The 17930-nt window shown below is 59.3% G+C and carries 20 protein-coding genes; 9 read left to right on the top strand and 11 right to left on the bottom strand.

Going from position 1 to position 17930, the window contains the following annotated elements; genetic code table 11:
• Genes ACR0DG_RS07375 through ACR0DG_RS07355 form a run of 5 tightly spaced genes read left to right on the top strand, consistent with a single transcriptional unit; the run spans nt 1 to nt 2986 of the window.
• Nucleotides 1-432, top strand: a complete 432-nt coding sequence (locus tag ACR0DG_RS07375; RefSeq protein ID WP_480695800.1) for a hypothetical protein — start codon at nt 1-3, stop codon at nt 430-432.
• Entirely contained in the window at nt 429-1094 is a 666-nt protein-coding gene (locus ACR0DG_RS07370) for a MotA/TolQ/ExbB proton channel family protein (RefSeq protein WP_480695798.1), read from the top strand. Before ACR0DG_RS07375 ends, ACR0DG_RS07370 begins: the two co-directional genes overlap by 4 nt.
• A complete protein-coding gene (locus ACR0DG_RS07365; RefSeq protein WP_480695796.1) occupies nt 1087-1452 on the top strand; it encodes an ExbD/TolR family protein in 366 nt (121 codons plus the stop codon). The genes ACR0DG_RS07370 and ACR0DG_RS07365 overlap by 8 nt, the downstream gene beginning before the upstream one ends.
• The gene (locus tag ACR0DG_RS07360; RefSeq protein ID WP_480695795.1) at nt 1449-1826 is read left to right on the top strand and encodes an ExbD/TolR family protein; all 378 of its coding nucleotides are present in this window, start codon (nt 1449-1451) and stop codon (nt 1824-1826) included. The genes ACR0DG_RS07365 and ACR0DG_RS07360 overlap by 4 nt, the downstream gene beginning before the upstream one ends.
• Nucleotides 1823-2986, top strand: a complete 1164-nt coding sequence (locus ACR0DG_RS07355) for an energy transducer TonB family protein (protein ID WP_480695793.1) — start codon at nt 1823-1825, stop codon at nt 2984-2986. Before ACR0DG_RS07360 ends, ACR0DG_RS07355 begins: the two co-directional genes overlap by 4 nt.
• 145 nt (nt 2987-3131) lie before the next feature.
• On the opposite strand, the gene ACR0DG_RS07350 is transcribed toward ACR0DG_RS07355, so the two are convergent.
• The 5 genes from ACR0DG_RS07350 to ACR0DG_RS07330 are packed head-to-tail and all read right to left on the bottom strand — an operon-like array spanning nt 3132 to nt 7329.
• Entirely contained in the window at nt 3132-3674 is a 543-nt protein-coding gene (locus ACR0DG_RS07350; RefSeq protein ID WP_480695791.1) for a DUF3833 domain-containing protein, read from the bottom strand.
• Nucleotides 3671-4288 (bottom strand): DUF3833 domain-containing protein, encoded by a 618-nt coding sequence (locus ACR0DG_RS07345; RefSeq protein ID WP_480695789.1) that lies wholly within the window; start codon nt 4286-4288, stop codon nt 3671-3673. Before ACR0DG_RS07345 ends, ACR0DG_RS07350 begins: the two co-directional genes overlap by 4 nt.
• On the bottom strand, nt 4285-5508 hold the full coding sequence (locus tag ACR0DG_RS07340) for an MFS transporter (RefSeq protein ID WP_480695787.1): 1224 nt from the start codon (nt 5506-5508) through the stop codon (nt 4285-4287). The genes ACR0DG_RS07345 and ACR0DG_RS07340 overlap by 4 nt, the downstream gene beginning before the upstream one ends.
• Nucleotides 5508-6044: a hypothetical protein gene (locus tag ACR0DG_RS07335; RefSeq protein ID WP_480695786.1), complete on the bottom strand. Its 537-nt coding sequence runs from the start codon at nt 6042-6044 to the stop codon at nt 5508-5510. The genes ACR0DG_RS07340 and ACR0DG_RS07335 overlap by 1 nt, the downstream gene beginning before the upstream one ends.
• On the bottom strand, nt 6007-7329 hold the full coding sequence (locus tag ACR0DG_RS07330; RefSeq protein WP_480695784.1) for an NAD(P)/FAD-dependent oxidoreductase: 1323 nt from the start codon (nt 7327-7329) through the stop codon (nt 6007-6009). The genes ACR0DG_RS07335 and ACR0DG_RS07330 overlap by 38 nt, the downstream gene beginning before the upstream one ends.
• Before the next feature lie 198 nt (nt 7330-7527).
• On the opposite strand from ACR0DG_RS07330, the gene ACR0DG_RS07325 reads away from it, so the two are divergent.
• Complete coding sequence (locus ACR0DG_RS07325) at nt 7528-8253, top strand: SDR family NAD(P)-dependent oxidoreductase (RefSeq protein WP_480695782.1); 726 nt, start codon at nt 7528-7530, stop codon at nt 8251-8253.
• A gap of 18 nt (nt 8254-8271) precedes the next feature.
• Here the strand turns inward: ACR0DG_RS07325 and ACR0DG_RS07320 are convergent, their stop codons facing one another.
• Both ACR0DG_RS07320 and ACR0DG_RS07315 read right to left on the bottom strand, forming a co-directional pair.
• On the bottom strand, nt 8272-9924 hold the full coding sequence (locus tag ACR0DG_RS07320; protein WP_480695780.1) for a DUF6504 family protein: 1653 nt from the start codon (nt 9922-9924) through the stop codon (nt 8272-8274).
• Between the two features lie 62 nt (nt 9925-9986).
• Entirely contained in the window at nt 9987-10274 is a 288-nt protein-coding gene (locus tag ACR0DG_RS07315) for an I78 family peptidase inhibitor (RefSeq protein WP_480695778.1), read from the bottom strand.
• 130 nt (nt 10275-10404) lie between these two features.
• Here ACR0DG_RS07315 and ACR0DG_RS07310 point away from each other — a divergent pair, with 130 nt between their 5' ends.
• On the top strand, nt 10405-11517 hold the full coding sequence (locus tag ACR0DG_RS07310) for an S-(hydroxymethyl)glutathione dehydrogenase/class III alcohol dehydrogenase (RefSeq protein ID WP_480695776.1): 1113 nt from the start codon (nt 10405-10407) through the stop codon (nt 11515-11517).
• Nucleotides 11518-11569: 52 nt separating this feature from the next.
• Here the strand turns inward: ACR0DG_RS07310 and ACR0DG_RS07305 are convergent, their stop codons facing one another.
• From ACR0DG_RS07305 to ACR0DG_RS07295, 3 genes are all read right to left on the bottom strand, one after another.
• The gene (locus tag ACR0DG_RS07305; RefSeq protein WP_480695774.1) at nt 11570-12508 is read right to left on the bottom strand and encodes a DMT family transporter; all 939 of its coding nucleotides are present in this window, start codon (nt 12506-12508) and stop codon (nt 11570-11572) included.
• Nucleotides 12509-12661: 153 nt separating this feature from the next.
• Nucleotides 12662-13075 (bottom strand): group III truncated hemoglobin, encoded by a 414-nt coding sequence (locus ACR0DG_RS07300; RefSeq protein ID WP_480695772.1) that lies wholly within the window; start codon nt 13073-13075, stop codon nt 12662-12664.
• A gap of 48 nt (nt 13076-13123) precedes the next feature.
• Nucleotides 13124-16042: an error-prone DNA polymerase gene (locus ACR0DG_RS07295; protein ID WP_480695770.1), complete on the bottom strand. Its 2919-nt coding sequence runs from the start codon at nt 16040-16042 to the stop codon at nt 13124-13126.
• Nucleotides 16043-16152: 110 nt separating this feature from the next.
• Between ACR0DG_RS07295 and ACR0DG_RS07290 the strand changes: the two genes are divergently transcribed.
• On the top strand, nt 16153-16617 hold the full coding sequence (locus tag ACR0DG_RS07290; protein ID WP_480695768.1) for a DUF1203 domain-containing protein: 465 nt from the start codon (nt 16153-16155) through the stop codon (nt 16615-16617).
• Here the strand turns inward: ACR0DG_RS07290 and ACR0DG_RS07285 are convergent.
• Complete coding sequence (locus tag ACR0DG_RS07285; RefSeq protein WP_480695872.1) at nt 16614-17606, bottom strand: ABC transporter ATP-binding protein; 993 nt, start codon at nt 17604-17606, stop codon at nt 16614-16616. The two genes, ACR0DG_RS07290 and ACR0DG_RS07285, sit on opposite strands and share 4 nt — an antisense overlap.
• Nucleotides 17607-17693: 87 nt before the next feature.
• Between ACR0DG_RS07285 and ACR0DG_RS07280 the strand changes: the two genes are divergently transcribed.
• Nucleotides 17694-17873 carry a zinc-finger domain-containing protein gene (locus ACR0DG_RS07280; protein ID WP_480695766.1) on the top strand — a complete coding sequence of 60 codons (180 nt, stop codon included), beginning with the start codon at nt 17694-17696 and terminating at the stop codon, nt 17871-17873.
• Nucleotides 17874-17930 lie beyond the last annotated feature (57 nt).

Genomic DNA, 17930 nt, shown 5'->3' with positions numbered 1-17930 from the left:
ATGAAGTCTCGCAGTTTGATCTTGGCCATTGTTGCCTTCTTTTCTCCCATCGCAGCACTGGCACAGAGCCAAAGCGACGCTCAGGGTGATCTGATGATCGAACTGAACACGGTGCAGGACGTCGACCAGGCGTGTCGCCTGACATTTGTTGTACAAAACAAGACTGGTACCGCAATTGACGCGGCCAGTTTTGAGACCGTGATTTTTGATGCTTCGGGCAGCGTTGTCAGCCTGTCGCTGTTCAATTTCCGGGACCTTCCAGCGGATCGGCCGCGTGTACGCCAGTTTGATTTGCCGAACAGAACTTGTGACATGGTCGGGCAGGCACTGATTAATGGGTCCAGCGCCTGTGTTGTGGATGGGTCGGACAGCCAGCTTTGCCATGATGCTTTGAAACTGAGCAGTCGAACCGAAGTGGAGTTGCTGGGATGAGCCCGATGGAAGCGTTGCGCGCAATTGTGGCGCTAGGCGGACCGGTTGTTGCGATCCTGATTGCCATGTCCGTGGTGACCCTTGCGGTTACGCTCTACAAGCTTTGGCAGTTTACGGCGTCGGGTGTCGGACGGCACCGTGTGCTGTCTCAGGCACTTGCTGCCTGGGATGACGGGGATGTTCAGACCGCGCGTGCGCGTCTGGCCAAAAGCCGAAGCTACCTTGCGCCGTTGGTGCAAGTCGCCATGGATGCGCCGGAAACACCGGGACTGGATCAACGTCTGGATGCCGAGGCGGGTCTGGCGCTGGCCGGACTTGAACGTGGCTTTCGTCTTTTGGACACGGTTGCGCAACTGGCGCCATTGCTGGGCTTGTTCGGAACTGTTCTGGGTATGATCGAAGCGTTCCAAAGCCTGCAAGCGGCGGGTTCATCCGTTGATCCGTCATTGTTGGCGGGGGGTATCTGGGTTGCTTTGGTGACAACCGCGGTCGGGCTGGCTGTTGCGATGCCTACCTCGATGGTGCTGTCCTGGTTCGAAAGTCGCACGGCCCGTGAAAGGGTTTTTGCAGACAAAGCCTTGCGCACAATTCTGGTGCCGGGGCAGGCGATACCACTGGCGGACAGCACCGAGATGTTGGTGGCTGCGCCCGGACATGCGTAACACAGCCCCATTTGTGCGGCGGCCTTTGTCGATGACACCGCTCATCGACGTAATATTTCTGCTTTTGCTGTTCTTCATGCTGACATCGACATTCTCGAAATATGCTGAGATCGAGCTGAGCAACGCCACCGGCGGCGGCCCACCGTCCGACAGCCCGACCGAGCGGTTGTTTGTCCAGCTAGGCCCAGAGAGGCTTGTGTTAAACGGGTCTGAAATCGCTCTGGACGACCTGACCGCGCAAATCGAGGCCGGGCAGGTTCTGGTAAGCCTTGACCCAGACACAACGTCGCAAAGGCTGGTGGATCTTCTTGTCCGCCTAAGAGGGCGCGAAGGCATCAGCGTTCTGGTGTTGGAATGATTCAAGCGCCGCGCCCCCGCCGCAAACGCGACTCGACGATCGCCCTGATCAACGTCGTCTTTTTGATGCTGATCTTCTTTTTGATCGCAGGCACTGTGGCCGTGCCGTTAGACCCGGACCTTGAGCTTGTGGATACGTCCGATCTGGATGGGCGCGAACCACCGGATGCGCTGGTTTTGCACCAGGACGGGACGCTCAGTTTCCGTGGGAACACGATCGAACCCGAAGCATATATGGAGGGGCGCGAGCCCGGCGCTGTCCGAATTGTTCCTGACCGTGCGGCTCCGGGCAGCCGGTTGATCGAAGTTACGGGCACGCTTCGCCGGCTTGGGGCCACTTCTGTTTTTGTGGTGACTGAGAAGGCGCTCGAATGATCCGGGGGTCGATCTTCATAGCGGTGATCGCGATACTGATTTCGTTGGTATTGCATATCATGGGCCTAAGCATCACCGCCCCAAACCTGACACAAGATGCCGGAACGTCAGAGGCACCGGATGCGGTTGAGTTGGGAAACAGCTTTGAGGATCTGACCGATGAAATCGCGGAACCCGTAGAACCGGAAGCCGCCGAAGCCCCCGAACCACCCGTCGAAGAAGCACCGGTCGAGGAACCCCCGGAAGCGCCCGAAGTACCAATCAGCGAAGCATTGGTGGCCTCGGATGACCCTCAGCGTACCTTCGCCCCCGATGTCGGCGAGGCCGAGGTCGTGAATCCGGCTGCAATTGAGCCTGTTGAACCAGAAGCCGCCGAAACCGAAGATTCAGCGGATGGTGACAAGGCGGCCAGTGAAGATGTGAACGAAACGCCACCGGTTGAACCGGACGAAATCGCCGAGATTATCGAAGGCGATCCAGACGCACCCGCTGAGGAAGTCGAGGCTGCGCAGGAGGTTGAGCCAATCACGGCCGAGCCACAAGAGCTGGCCGCCCTGCCCGTGCCTGAGGCTGCTCCGGTTCCTGATGTGTCTGCTGTGCCCGTGGTTCCATTGGAAAATGAGGCGGTCGAGCCGGACCTGCCGGAAACGACCGCTGACCCTGATGAAACCGAGCCGACGTCCGAACTGGCCGTGACATCGTCAATCCGACCGCAAAGACCGGAACGACAGCCGACGCCTCAACGACAGGGTGTTCAGGGTGGTGCGCGGGATTTCAGCAACCTCAGATTCCCGGCGCAGGAGATTGAGTCGCCCCTTACAGCATACCGTCGCGAAGGGATCGACGCCTTTACATCAGGGGATAGCGGCACCCGGTCCGGTGGGCGAGGGCCCGGGAATGCGAATACGACCAACTACGCTGGGCGTGTTCTGGTGCATCTGAACCGTGCACCGATTGTTTTCGTATCCGCCCGAGGGTTTGCCCAGGTCTTTTTCGAGATCAACCCCGATGGCACTTTGGCATGGGTAGATGTCGTCGATAGCTCGGGATCGCGCGAGGTTGACCGCGCGGCCAAGGATCAGGTCAGGGCGGCTGCCCCCTTCCCGCGTCCACCCGGAGGTGCCAGCCGGAAGTTGTCATTCTTCTACACGAGCAACTAGTGGAAAATAGACGCGTGGCCTCGATCTTACTGTTGTACCGCCACCCTCGCAGATCGTTTTAGAGGCGGCGGTCGTGACCTAGATCAATACTTTTGGAAACGAACGCGTAGGTCGTCAGGCCTTGGCTGTCCGTTTTGTCATTTGGCTATTTTTTCTCAAAGAACAGAACAACTTCACCCAGTCGGACGCCATAGCGTGAGACATAAGCGCGGTTCAGCAGCCTGTCATCGGACAGCAACCACATCCAGTCATCGAAGTTCACACGCATGGTGCCATCTTTGACCGGCAGGTCGATCTTGTATTTCCAATTGAACGTATCGCCCCGTTCGATCCCGCTGGCGGTGCCCAGAACCCCCGGCGCGGTGCCGGTCCAGGTGTCTTCACCTGTTTTGGTCAGGGTCCAGATGCGTTGTTCCGTTGCACCGTCGTCGTACACAAAATCTTCGACCAGAGTCAGCGTCTCACCGTCCCATGTGCCGTCGATATCGACCGTGAACCGGCGCGGGATGTTCCCGAAGATGTCTTGAAACTGGCCGTAGGCGACGGTTTCGCCCTCAAAGAACTCTTCCAGATTCAGTTGCCGGTCGGACAGAAACGACTTGGGCACGCGCGGCTTGGCCGCACAGGAGGCCAGCGCAGTAACCCCAACTATGGCAAGCAACGATATCAGGAACCGACGCGAGATCATTGCAATGGCCTTGCTTCGGTATCGGCGTCATACCCGTTTGCGCCGTTCAGATGCGCAGATTTCGTTTCGGGTGCTGGGCGCATGGTCGCAACTAGTTCAGCGACCTTCAGGCCGAACTTGCGCATCTCGGAGCGGTTCATGATGACGCCGTTTTCGGTCAGGTACATCCAGTCGGTGACATCCAGTGTATGCCCACCCGAGTCTTCGGGCAGAATGATCCGGTAGGTCAGTTTGACGGTAGAGCCCGAGATCGTGCCTTTCCCTTCCCCGACGATATCATCCGCAGTGGCTGTAAATGTATTTCCGGTGCCCAAGGTCAGGTACCATTTCCGGGTCATCTTCTTGCCGTTGGAATACGTGAAGTATTCCGCCAGCGTGCCCTTGTTTCCGTCCCATTCACCGACCATACGCGCCACAAAACTGTTGGTCATCTTACCATTGGGCCCATAAATCAGACCTTCTGACAGGATCTCTCCGTTCAGGTTTTCCTTCATTTTGAAGGCGGGTCCGGTTCCCGAATAATCCGCAGGGGATTGGGACCGAAAGCTCAGAAAGCGACCCTTGACGGCAAAAAGAGCGAGAATGGCAAGTAGAACAACGACCAGCAGTTTCATTTGGCTGTGACCTCAGTTGGCAGCGTCAGGACCATTCCAAACGCGCCGAGTTTCAGGATGCAGGGCAGGACGGCATAGGCGAGGGTGAGCGTGCTCAACGCCTCAGCCGAGTTGGGCTGCCCCGGCGTGAATCCACTGCGCTCCAGCAGTGGCAGTGTAAAGAATGCGGCAAGGGCAAGGCCCAGTTTGCCAGCGAAGGACCAGATACCAAAGGCTGCCGAGGCGTTCAGACCCGCGCGTGTCAGAACGACCGAGAACATGGCAGGCAGTACGACCATGTCAGCCCCCAGCGCCGCGCCCGAGGCAATGCAGATCACCGCGAACCCCGTCAGGTTTCCGGCTGACAGGGCTGCTGCGCCAACAAAACCAGCGATCGACAGTGGCATCGCAATGATCAGGGTCTGTTTCGGACCAATCCGGTTACTGAGTCGCGCCCAAAGGGGCACCGTGACACCTGCGCTGAGAAAGAACAGGATCAAAAGCGGCCCCGCTTTCCCCGGCAGTTGCAGACGGTCTTCGACAAAAAACAAGAAAAGGGTCGATGTGATCGCAACTGGCAGGCTGTTGACCAGCGCCAGAAGAAGCAGGCGCAGCGCGCCGGCCTGACCCAATCCCGCAAAGGATAACCCGTCACCAGTGATCGGTGTACGTCGCCACATTGGAAGCGTCATCAGGGCCGTAAGCACCGCCAGCAGGCCCAGAAACACACCAAAGGCCGGATATCCCTGCGCACTTGCTCCAAACGCCAGAAACAGGGCAGGAGCGCTGGCTGCGATAACAACACCGGCCAACTGACCACCCTCCCGCCATGCGGCAAGGGTCATCAGTTCGGTCGGTTCGGGTCGTTTCGCTAAGGTGGCACTTCGACCGTACAACAGGATGGTGCCAAGGCTGTAAGCCGAAAAGAGCAGCACCAAGACAGACACTAATAAGGCAATACTGGCACCTTCAGGCAGGTTGAAGAGTAACGGAAACCCAATCGCCAGACCTAGGGCTGCCGTTGCCGCGAACAGCATTTGTGCCTTTGGCCAACGGTCGATCGCCCAACCGATCAGAGGGTCTTGCACCAGATCGACCAGCCGGATCACTAGCAGAACCGTGCCAATCACACCCAGCCCGATCCCTAGATTGACCGCCGCAAAGCGTGGCAGATGAATATAAAGGGGGATACCCGCTGCCGCGAGCATCAGCGCGTAGAGGCTGACTCGCGGATACAGCATTATTGTCCCCGCAATTTCTGCGTGAAGGCGGCCGACCGGGTGTTTTCACCCAGAAAAACAGACATAAAGCTGCGCTTGATGCCCGGATAGGACATCGTGCAGGTCTTGGCCCCGTTCAGCCAAAACGAAACGCTGTTTGGCCCGTCCGAGACAGCCAGAAACCGGTCGCCTTTCTTGACAGCCTTAAAGCAGACCTCAAGCTGATCGCGCACCGGCGCGGATCGCCCGATGCGGTCCATTTCATCGAGGGTCGAATTGATCAACGCTTTTTTGGTCACATTGCGGCGGTACTGAAGCTCTAGCGCGAAATCCTGCGACCAGTCGAAGGAGGCTCCGTTTTGGGTAAAAAGCTGCGCGTTATATAGCGGCAACCCCAGATAACGATAGGTTGCCTGGCCACGCAATTGAGCGTCATCCAACGTGTTCAGACCCGGCGACGCTGCCACGCCACCAGGGATCAGCAGCAGGCTCCAGATCAATGTCGCGGTCAGGCCGCCCTTACGCAGGGACGGCGCGATCTTTTTCAAGAATGCCATTTTCAGCTCCGAGGGTTTGCGGGGTGCCGTTCAATTGCGCGACGACATGCATCGCACTGGCAATCCCGTCTTCATGAAAGCCGTGCCTGTTATAAGCGCCGGCAAACCAAGTTCGGTTCTGTCCCTGCATCTCGCGGATTTGCCCTTGTGCCTTGAGGGCGGCCTTGTCGAATACCGGGTGGGCAAATTCGACCTGGTCATAGATTTTATCCGCGGGAATTTCCGATGAAACGTTCAAAGACACGAACAGCGGGTCGCTGTCCGGGATGTTCTGAAGGCGGTTCATCCAATAAGTCACCCCGACATTTCCATTCTGCGAGCGGTAGGTCCAGCTGGACCAGCACGCACGTCGGCGGGGCATTTGACGCGGGTCGCAGTGAAGGACCGCGCTGTTGGGTTGATACCGGATCGCGCCCAGCGCCGCTTTTTCGGCGTCTGTGGCGCTGTCACCCAGAATGGCGAGCGATTGGTCGGAATGCGTGGCCAAGATGACCTCATCGAATTGATCGGCATGGCCCTGGCTGTAGACGGTGGCGGCGACATCGTCGCGATGGATATGATCCACAGGTGCCGCAAGCCGAATGTCGCAGCCTCGGGCGCGCAACGCAGCGTCCAGTCGCCGGACATATTCGATGCTGCCGCCCTTGACGGTGTACCACTGATGCTGGTTGGCGCGACCCGACGCCAACAGGGCATGGTTGCGGAAGAACTGAACCAGCGATCGCGCCGGGAACTGATCCACAAATTCAACCGGAGTGGACCAGATCGCACCGCACATCGGCATCAGGTAATTGTGGCGGAACCAGTGACCCAGACGCAGCTGATCCACTAGCTCTCCGATTGTTGTGTCGTCGTCCTGTGCGGCCTCGGGGGCTTCTTTACCGAACCGCAGAATGTCTGCGATCATCTTGTAATATGCGGGCCGCGCCAGATTGCGTTTTTGTGCGGTCAGGGTGCGCAGGTTGTTCAACCCATATTCGATGCGCCCATTGTCGATGGTGGCACCAAAGCTCATTTCAGATTCGATGACAGGGACATTCAGCTCATCGAAAAGCTTCGTCAGGTAAGGGTAGGTGACGTAGTTGAAAACGATAAAGCCGGTATCAACGGGCTGATCGCCGTTCTTTCCCGCCATCACGGTACGGGCATGACCACCAAGCCGGGGTTCAGCCTCATACACTGTTACGTCGTTGTTTTCTGACAGGTAGTAAGCTGCGGATAGACCCGAGATGCCTGCGCCAATTACTGCGATTTTTTTCCGGCCGCCCCGGGATTCGTCGAACATTCCAGCCTCGTTATGTAACGTATTACAACAGGATACGCAGAATAGGCGGGGGTGGATCAATCGGTTTAGAAGAATCTCCGGGATGCACTATGTTGTGACTTCGGGTTACAAGACAGATTACTGACGTTGTCCGATGACGCGTGATCCAGTGCTCTGCCGGGGCCGTAAAAGAACTGAAAAGAATGAAACGGTTCCAGCATGAGCAGCTTTGACGGAAAAACCTACTGGATCATCGGCGCGAGCGAGGGTCTTGGCCGCGCTGTGGCCGAAGCCCTGAGCCGTCAGGGCGCGCGCCTCATCCTGTCGGCGCGCAATGGCGATCGTCTGGCCGAGATCTGTTCGTCTTTGCCTGATGCGCGTGCGATCGTGATGGATGTCACTGATTTAGAGTCTGTTCGCGCCGCTGTGGCGGATGCGGGTGAGGTCGACGGCCTGGTTTACAATGCTGGCGCATATGACCCTATGCGCAGCGGTGACTGGAACACCCAAGCTGCGTTGCGAATGGCAGATGTAAACTATCTCGGGGCCATGCGCGTGCTTGGCGAAACCGTTCCTGGTTTTGTAAAGGCGGGGCGTGGTGAGATTACTTTGATTGGGTCGCTTGCGGGGTATCATGGATTACCGGCAGCAATCGGCTACGCCTCGAGCAAGGCAGCACTGGTGTCATTGGCCGAGACGATGCGGCATGATCTGGCCGGTTCAGGTGTAACGGTGCGCATCGTCAATCCGGGGTTCATCAAAACCCGCCTGACCGAGAAGAACAGTTTCAAGATGCCGATGCTGATGACGCCCGAGGATGCAGCAGATCGGGTGGTCAAGGCGATGTCGCGCCGCCGGTTCCGCACCGATTTCCCGGCACCGTTTTCCTGGGTGATCCGGTTGATCGACTATCTTCCGGATGTGCTGGTCTATCGCGGAAAATAGACCCTAATTATGGGGTTTTTAGCAAAATTGCCCCTGACAGAACCAACCCGCAGACATCGTGCCGCCATGACCGTAGAACAGCCATAACCGCTCTCCCTGTTCTGTGACCACGACCCAATAGTCGCGTACGCCGCTGCGCCAGTTCGGATCATCGAGCCACCATTCGGGCGCGATGCGTTCCGGGCCGGTGGCTTGCGCCAACTGCCAGCTGCGCCCGCGCCACCGAAAGGTGTGGGGTACGTCCGGGGTTTCCGGGGCCATCACAGGCTCGGGTTGCCACATTTGCAACGGCCTGGGGCGGGGCGGCGCAGGCCAGTCACGCGCAGGTTCGGACCATGCCGCCGCCAGCACCTGTGCGGTTTTCTCGGGGATGTGCGAGGCTGCAGGATGCCGCCGAGTGATTGCGTCCAGGCCCACCCGCGCACCCAATTTGCCGATCAGGTCTTCGACGGCGGTATTGCCGTCCAGCCGGTCGCGGGCAACGCGGCGGGCTTCGGCATGGCCCGCCAGAGTGCGGGCGTGTATCGGTTCGGTCTGCACCGCCTCAAGCCGCAACATGTCGATGCCATAGCCCGCGTCGATTTGATCGATTTTCATCTCTAATAAAGGACGAATGCGGTGTTTGTCATAGGTCGGGCGGGCCAGTCCAACCTCGATGATCTCAGCCGCCTGATCGGCGCGGTGGGCCTCAAGCCGCAAGGTCCGCACCCCGCGCCCTTTCTCTTCCAGCTTGGCGCAGAGCGTTGGCAACACCCGGTCAATGGCCGCCATCACATCCTCGGCCAGACCAATCGGGTTGGGCAGGGTCATCCGCACCGCGAAATGATGTGGCGGACGGGCAGGTGAGACCGGTTCTGGCGCGCTGCCCATCGCCTGATCCAGCCGCAGCACCAGCCCGCGCCCGAACCGTCGGGCCAAACCGGCGCGCGGCTGGCCCAGCAGATCCCCGATCCGGCGCAGGCCCAGACTGTTCAACTGCGTCACGATCTGATCCTCAAGCCGCAGCGCCGCGATGGGCAAGGGGCTGAGCGCGCCATAGGACTGCCCCGGCGCGGCGATCCGTGCGCCGCCCCCCAGCGCGACCACCTGCGGCGCGGCCCCACCCTTGGTCCAGTGTCGCCGTTTGGTGGCGCGGGCGCGGGTGGCGCGGGCCTCCTGGCTGATGGCGTCGCCATTGCGATCCGAGACAGCCTCTTGCCCCGCATAGCGCGCCAAAGCCCAGGCCGCGCCCAGCGTATCAGCAATGCCCATCTGCACGCTGAGGCCCATATCGGCGCAGTCGGTTTCAATCACGTTCAACAACGCCTTTTCCCCGCCAAACAGATGGGCGCAACCTGACAGATCGACGATCAGGCCATCGGGGGCTTCTTCGGCGACCCAAGGGCTGAACTTGCCCACCCAGCGGCGTAGCGCGGTCAGAAAGGCAGCCTCTGCCGGGGCGTTGCGCGGGCGTGTCACCAGCGCGGCACACATGGCGTGGGCATCACGCACCGGCTGACCCACATGCAAACCAGCCGCCTGTGCCTGATCATTCAGTGAGGTGATGACCTGCATGTTGGACTGCTCGGTCACGATAGCCAAAGGCCCATCCTGCAGGCCCCGCGCGGCGCGGACCAACCGTTCAGCCCCCAGACGGGGAAACCAGAGTGAGAGTATTCGGCGTTTGGGCATCGGCAGACATCAAAAATGTTCCCATTTTGTTCTTACTCTAGAATCACGAGGGGAGTCTATGCCTACCCACAAACCAGACGCTGAATGACCCCGGCGTCGTCCACGTAAACATTCAGCCGGTCAATACGGTAATCCTGCGTGACCGCAGTATCGGGCCCCAGAACCCGTGACCGCTCTGGCAGTGTTGCTTGAATGGTTGATACCGGCTGACCGATAGAGTTGGCAAAAGGCTCACCCAGACAAAAAGCCAGATCAACAGGGGCGGGTTCAGATGCCCGAGGTGTGTTCTTAGGCGTAGGTGTTTCGGCACAGGCGGCCAACAGGATCAAAGGGGCAAGAAAACGGTACATTGGCGCTCCTTTTTCCGACAATGTCGTTTCTGCAATATCAGATGTTTAGCGGGTCTGCCATGAAAGCGCAGTTGAAAACGCCCTGCATTTGACGCAGGGTCGGGGCAAATTTGACAGGGAGACAAGCACAATGCGTACCCGTGCCGCCGTCGCCGTTCAGGCAGGCAAACCTTTGGAAGTGATGGATGTGAACCTCGAAGGCCCCAAAGCCGGTGAAGTTCTGGTTGAAATCAAGGCTACCGGCATCTGCCACACCGATGAATTCACCCTGTCGGGCGCTGACCCCGAGGGGCTGTTTCCCGCAATTCTGGGGCACGAAGGCGCAGGCGTTGTGGTTGAGGTCGGCCCCGGCGTGACCAGCCTGAAGCCGGGCGACCACGTAATCCCGCTTTACACGCCGGAATGCCGCGAATGCGAATACTGCCTGCACCCAAAGACAAACCTGTGTCAGGCAATCCGCACCACGCAGGGGCAAGGGCTGATGCCGGACGGAACCTCGCGCTTTTCGACGCTGGATGGTGATCCGATCCTGCACTATATGGGCTGCTCGACCTTCTCGAACCACACTGTTCTGCCTGAGATCGCGCTGGCCAAGGTGCGTGAGGACGCACCGTTCGACAAAATTTGCTACATCGGTTGTGGTGTGACCACCGGCATCGGTGCCGTGATCAATACCGCCAAGGTAGAAATCGGTAGCCGTGCGATTGTGTTCGGTCTGGGTGGCATCGGTCTGAACGTCATTCAGGGCCTGCGTCTGGCCGGAGCCGATCAGATCGTCGGCGTCGACCTGAACCCTGCCAAGGTCGAGATGGCCACCAAGTTCGGTATGACCGATTTCGTGAACCCCAAAGAGGTCGAAGGCGATCTGGTGCCCTACCTGGTCGATCTGACCAAGGGTGGCGCGGACTACACATTCGACGCAACCGGCAATGTCGGCGTAATGCGCGACGCGCTGGAGTCGGCGCATAAAGGTTGGGGTGAATCGATCATCATCGGCGTGGCACCTGCGGGGGCCGAGATTTCAACACGTCCGTTCCAACTGGTCACCGGCCGCTCATGGCGTGGGACAGCGTTCGGCGGTGCGCGTGGTCGGACCGACGTGCCGAAAATTGTCGACTGGTACATGGAAGGCAAGATCGAGATCGACCCGATGATCACCCACACCATGGGTCTGGACGACATCAATCACGGCTTCGACCTGATGCATAAAGGCGAAAGCATCCGTTCGGTTGTTGTGTACTAAGGCCCTGAACTTGCGATTTTGAGGACGGCGCGCTGTGAATGGCGCGCCGTTTTTATTTGCCGGGTCGGGTTGCGCCCGTGTCGGACCGGGGCGAGCGGACCCGCAGAACCGGGGTATTGACCGACGAGGTGTTCGCCCGGCTTTCGCGCCAGACCACATAGACGCCCGAAGCAATGATGATGCTGGCCCCGACCGCGACCCAACCATCGGGCCGCTCGTTGAAAAAGACCATGCCGAACAGCGTTGCCCATATGATCTGGCTATATTGGCTGGGGGCGACGACCCCTGCGGGCGCGGCGCGATAGGCAAGGATGATCAGGTGTTGTGCGATGACCGAGAACACGCCCACCAGCGCCATCATCGCCAAATGCAGCAGCGAGGGTGGTTGGTAAACGGCGGGTTGCATCAAGCTCATGACGACAATGGCCAATAGCATGGGATAGAGGATCAGCACGGCCGATCGTTCCTCATTCCCGATCTTGCGCACCAAAACAGATCCTAGCGCGCTGGAAAAAGCCGCCGTCAGGGCCGCGAGATGGCCTAGAGTGATATCCGTGGCACCGGGGCGCAGGACGATCAAGACCCCGATCAGGCCACAGCCGACGGCGGCCCAACGTTGAGCGCGCACGACCTCTCCCAATATCGGGATCGACAGGACAGTCACGAACAGTGGGAAGGCAAACAGAAGTGAATAGACCTCGGCCAGTGGCAGCGCCGAGAAAGCGTAGAAGGCGCAGACCATGGATGTGACCATCAGGGCCGAGCGCAGCAGGACCAGCCATGGGTGATGCGGCAGGAAATTACCTGTTGTCCGGTCGGTCAGGATCGTCACGGCCATCGGTACAAAGGAAAACAGCGTAGCGAAGAAGATGATCTGCATCACCGAATAGGTCCCGCCCAGCACCTTGATCAGTACGTCATGAGTCGCGAAGACGGCAAAGCCCGCAAACGCATAGCCAAGTCCCCGAAGGGTGGTGTTCTGAGTGCTCATAGTCTGGCCTCGGGCAATTGTCGGTGTGTTGGCGATCTGCCGAATGCAGCGCGAGCTGGAGCTCGGGCTGTGTGGATACTGATTAAACCGAATTCGCGGGTGCGAATAGCCCCTATTTTACCGCTAACATGTCAAACCCGCCATGACCTGAGATCAACGCAGGATCGGCGGTGCATCCTTTGGTTGGCGCGCAGATTGCACGCCGACCCGCATCCCCACTCCGATCCGCCGGGCCAAAGCGACCCACGGTGTTGCGGTTTCTGCAGGCAAGGTTTGGTTTGCGACCTCTTCAAACAGGTCCAGCCAATGGGCGAACATCTCGGGCTGGACGTCGGGGCGTTCTATGTGAACCCGTTGTGGATTGCCGTCATAGCTGCGCTCAAACAGGATGGCGTTGCGCCAGAAGGCAGCGATCTTGTTCTCATGCGCGGGCCAGTCGTGGACATGTTTGTTGAAAATCGGGCCCAGCACTGTGTCTTGCCGCACACGAGCATAGAAGGCGCGGACCTGTGCGTTGATCTGCGCAGGCGTCGCCGGAAAGCGCGGAGGCAGGGGTGGTCTGGTCATGAATACACCAAAATCGACTCTGTTTTGGGGCAATATCCGTTTGTCGTGTCAGGCAACAGGCGTGGTTTTGTCGCGTGGTTCGGGTGTCAGGAGATGCCGTAGCAGGGCGACCGGGTGCGCCCGCAAGCTAAGGCGGGTGGCCACGTAATCCTCGACCACCTGCTCGCCCAGCGTCATCTGCGGCAGATAGGCTTCGGGCTCATTCAGCGCCTCGCCCTCCAGATCCTGCGAGAACAGGGGCAGGGGTTTGGCGGTCGCGATCGCCTTGGCCTGCCACAGCGCCTCGCGCCTTGTCAGGTCGCAGGCGGCGAAGGCATCGGCCTCGGCCAACCGCTCGATCACCGACGGGCCAAGTCCCGCGCGCCGCCAGACGTCATCGACCTGATGGTAACCATTTCCGCGCGCGGCGGTCAGCCAACTGGCGTCTTCCTCGCTGAGGCCCTTGATCTGGCGGAACCCCAGCCGCAGGGCCAACCCGCCGTGACCGTCGGGTTCCATCACATTGTCCCAGAAACTGGCATTGATGCAGACCGGGCGCACCTGCACCCCGTGTTCGCGGGCATCGCGCACGATCTGGGCGGGCGCATAGAACCCCATCGGCTGTGAATTCAGCAGCGCGCAGGCGAAGATGCCCGGATGGTGGCATTTGATCCAGGCCGAGGCATAGACCAGTAGCGCAAAACTGGCCGCGTGGCTTTCGGGGAAGCCATAGGACCCAAACCCCTCAATCTGCGAAAAACAGCGCTCGGCAAACTCATCGTCATAGCCGTTGCGTTTCATCCCCCGCAGGAAAAGAGCGCGGAATTCGCTGACATTGCCGTGTTTCTTGAACGTCGCCAGCGAACGTCGCAGGCGGTCGGCCTGTTCCGGGGTGAAACCTGCGCCAACGATGGCGATCTGCATGGCCTGCTCCTGAAACAGCGGCACACCCAGCGTTTTGCCCAAGACTTCACCCAAGGCATCCGAGGGGAAGCTGACCTCCTCCTCTCCGTTTCGTCGTCGAATGTAAGGGTGAACCATGTCGCCCTGAATGGGGCCGGGGCGGATGATGGCGACCTCGATCACCAGATCATAGAAATTGCGTGGCCGCATCCGAGGCAGAAAGTTCATCTGCGCGCGTGATTCCACCTGAAACACGCCGATACTGTCTGCCTTGCAGAGCATGTCATACACCGCCGGATCCTCGGGCGGCAGGGTGGCAAGGGTGTAGCTCGTCTGGTGATGCTGGGTGATCAGATCGAACGCCTTGCGGATACAGGTCAGCATGCCAAGGCTGAGGACATCGACCTTGAGAATACCCAAGCTGTCGATATCGTCCTTGTCCCAGCAGATGACCGTACGGTCCTCCATCGTGGCGTTTTCGATGGGGACAAGTTCGTCCAATCGTCCTTCGGTGATGATGAACCCACCGACATGCTGAGACAGGTGGCGGGGGAAACCGTCTATCTCGTAGACCAACATTAGAGTCTGTTTTAGCCGCTTATCTTCTGGATCCAGGCCGATCTCACGCATCCGTTCGGCCTCAAGCCCTTTGGCCGAGAAGAACCCCCAGAGCTGTGATGAGAGCGCCGAAATCGTATCCTCGGTCAGGCCCATCGCCCGCCCGACCTCGCGGATGGCGCGTTTGCCGCGATAGTGGATAACAGTGGCGCAGAGACCCGCGCGGTTGCGGCCATAGCGGTCATAGATATGCTGGATTACCTCTTCGCGGCGTTCATGTTCGAAATCCACGTCAATATCGGGCGGCTCGTCCCGTGCTTCGGAGACGAAGCGTTCGAAGACCATCGTGCCCAGCTCGGGGCTGACCTCGGTGATGCCAAGGCAGTAGCAGACCACCGAATTGGCTGCCGAGCCGCGCCCCTGACACAGAATATCGCGGGACCGGGCGAATTTGACGATGTCGCGGACGGTGAGGAAATAGGGCTCATATTTCAGCTTGCCGATCAGGGTCAGCTCATGCGCCAGCATTTTCTTGGCTTTCTCTGATGCGCCCGCCGGATAACGCCATTTCAGCCCTTCATGGGCTAGACGGTGTAAGCGCTGGGTCGGAGTTTCCTGTTCGCTGCCCTCGCTGGGATATTCATAACGCAGCTCATCCAGCGAGAATTGCAGCTGTTCGCTGAGTATGTGGGCGCGGGCCACAGCCCCCTCATGACCGTTGAAGATACGCAGCATTTCGGCCTCGGACCGCAGGCGTTGTTCGCCATTGGCCAGGGCATTGCGGCCCAGATCATCGACCTTGCGGCGCAGGCGGATGGCGGTCAGCACGTCGGCCAGTTTGCGGCGAGCACCGTGATGCATCATCGGTGTGGCACTGGCCAGGGTGGGGATACTGAGTTGTTGTGATTCAGTCTCTAATAAAGAGAAATATGTGCTGTCTGCCCCATCATATCTGGGGTGCATCAACAGATGCATCCGCCCGGCAAAGCGGCGCGTCAGCTGTTGCGCCTGTGTCCGCCATGCGCTCGCGCCGCCCTGCGACCGGGTCGCCTGTGGCCAGAGCAGCAGGTGAAGGCCGTCGGAGAACTCCGTCAGGTCGGACAGGTGCAGGATGCAATCGCCTTTTTCCGCACGCAGGCGGCCTGCGGACAGGATTCGGCACAGGTTCCCCCAGCCTTGCCGGTTCAGGGGCAGGGCGGTGACGGTGGGCGCATCGGTGAAGATCAGCCGCGCTGCCGGGATCAGGCGGGGGACTGCGTGGATCGGGTAGGAGGGCGGCTTGGGAATGTGATCGGGGCAGGGCGGGCCGATGGATGTGTGCTGCGCCTCCCACTCCAGCCGTTCGCGCACCTTGCGGGCGATCTCGCGCCCTTGGGTATGGGCGCGGACGACTCCGGCGACTGAGTTGTCATCGGCAATCGCGACGGCGGGCAGACCCAGGGTCACGGCACGCTCCATATACTCCTCGGGGTGCGAGGCCCCGGTGAGAAAGGTGAAATTCGACGTGATCGACAGCTCGGCATACATGGCGATTCCACATTATATTCACCTTTTGTTCTTTTTCGAGTCCTTTGCGCAGGAAACGGGTCGCTTAGGTTTGTCCCGCTGAGCAAGGTGATAGAAAAAGGAGACGCGAGATGTTCAAGATCACTGCCCTGCCCACAACCCAGGTACGTGCGCTTCAGGCCGGAGGGCCGGACGCTTACGGCGCCGCGCCTGAGCGTGCTGTTTCAAACGGTTCCGGCAATCCCTGCCGTCATTGTCTGCAAAATATTCCCGAAGGCCACGAGATGTTGATACTGGCACATCGCCCTTTCTTAGAGACACATCCATATGCCGAAACGGGCCCGATATTCCTGTGTGCTGCCCCGTGCGAGCGATATGAAGGCGCGGCCTTGCCTGAGATTTTAACAACTTCCCCGGATTATCTGATCAAGGGGTATGGGATGGACGACCGGATCGTCTATGGCACCGGCAAGATTGCCTCTAAGGAACAGATTGGCGTTGCGGTAAAGGATATCTTTGATCGCCCCGACATTGCCTATATCCACGTGCGATCCGCCCGGAACAACTGCTATCAGGCGCGGATCGACCGGGCCTAAAGCTTAACCCTATGGATCCCTCGGCGCGGCTGATCGTGGTCGTCCGCCGGGGCATCGCCTGCGCGACTAGAGGTCAACGCAAGAAAGACGTCTTCTAGATCGGCCTCTTCGGTGCGGACGTCACGGATGCGGATATTCGCAGTGCGCACGGATTCCAGAACCTGCTCGGCACTGGTCTGGGTGCTGCGATACTGCAGTACAAGGCTGCCATCGTCGCGAAGCCCCGCGTCGACCCCATCGGTGGCAGGCAATTCGATAACAGGGCTATCAGGGATGATCACCATTGTGCGGCTGTCCATCCGGCTAAGCAGGTTCGAAGTGCTGTCCTGTGCGATCTTTTCACCATGGTTGATGATTGCGATCTCGTCGCACATCTCTTGCGCTTCTTCGAGGTAGTGCGTGGTCAGGATGATGGTCATACCCTGTTCGTTCAGTTTGCGAACATTTGTCCACAGCATCTGGCGCAGTTCAATATCGACGCCCGCCGTGGGTTCATCCAACACAAGGATTTTCGGATGATGCACCAGCGCCTTTGCCAGCAACAGCCGCCGCCGCATGCCGCCCGACAGCGTACGCGCATAGGCCTCGGCCTTGTCGCTGAGGCCGACGAGTTCCAGAATCTCATCGCTGCGGCGCTGCGCCTTTGGGACGCCGTATAACCCGGCCTGCACTTCCAGAGCACCGCGCGGGGTAAAGAATGGGTCGAGATTAAGCTCTTGCGGCATGACCCCGATTGCTGCGCGGGACTGGCGTGGGTGTTGGTCCTGATCAAAGCCCCAGATCGACACATTGCCCGACGTTTTCACCACCAGACCCGCGAGAATATTGATCAATGTCGATTTTCCTGCCCCGTTTGGCCCCAAAAGGCCAAAGACGGAACCCCGTGGAACAGTCAGGTCTATGCCCTTCAAGGCGTGCTTTTCGGGTTGCCCCTTGCCGCCGCGATAGGTCTTGCGCAGTCCTTCGATCCTGATTGCCGCATCACTCATGTGGCTCTTGCCCCCGGTTTGCTCATCGCTCATAAACGCACCTAATACATGCCCGCGAGGCCGACAACCGAAGAAGGATCGCCAGCCGTGACCATCGAAGCGCCGGAAACCAAGATCGTCGAAACCGCCCGTGTCGCCTGTGACGGTGGCGAAGGTGCGTTGGGCCATCCGCGCGTGTGGTTGCAAATCCCCGAAGACACCGGTTGGGTCGAATGCCCGTATTGCGATTGCAAATACATCCTGAAGGGCTCGCAGGCTGACAGCTGACCATCATTGCGTGCCAGATCACAGCCTTTCGGCCCTGTGAACCAGAACCGTTCTTTT

This window comes from Ruegeria sp. BG8, from assembly GCF_056538325.1.
The sequence above is the reverse complement of the archived record's forward strand: the minus strand, read 5'-3'. Positions and strand labels throughout refer to the sequence as shown.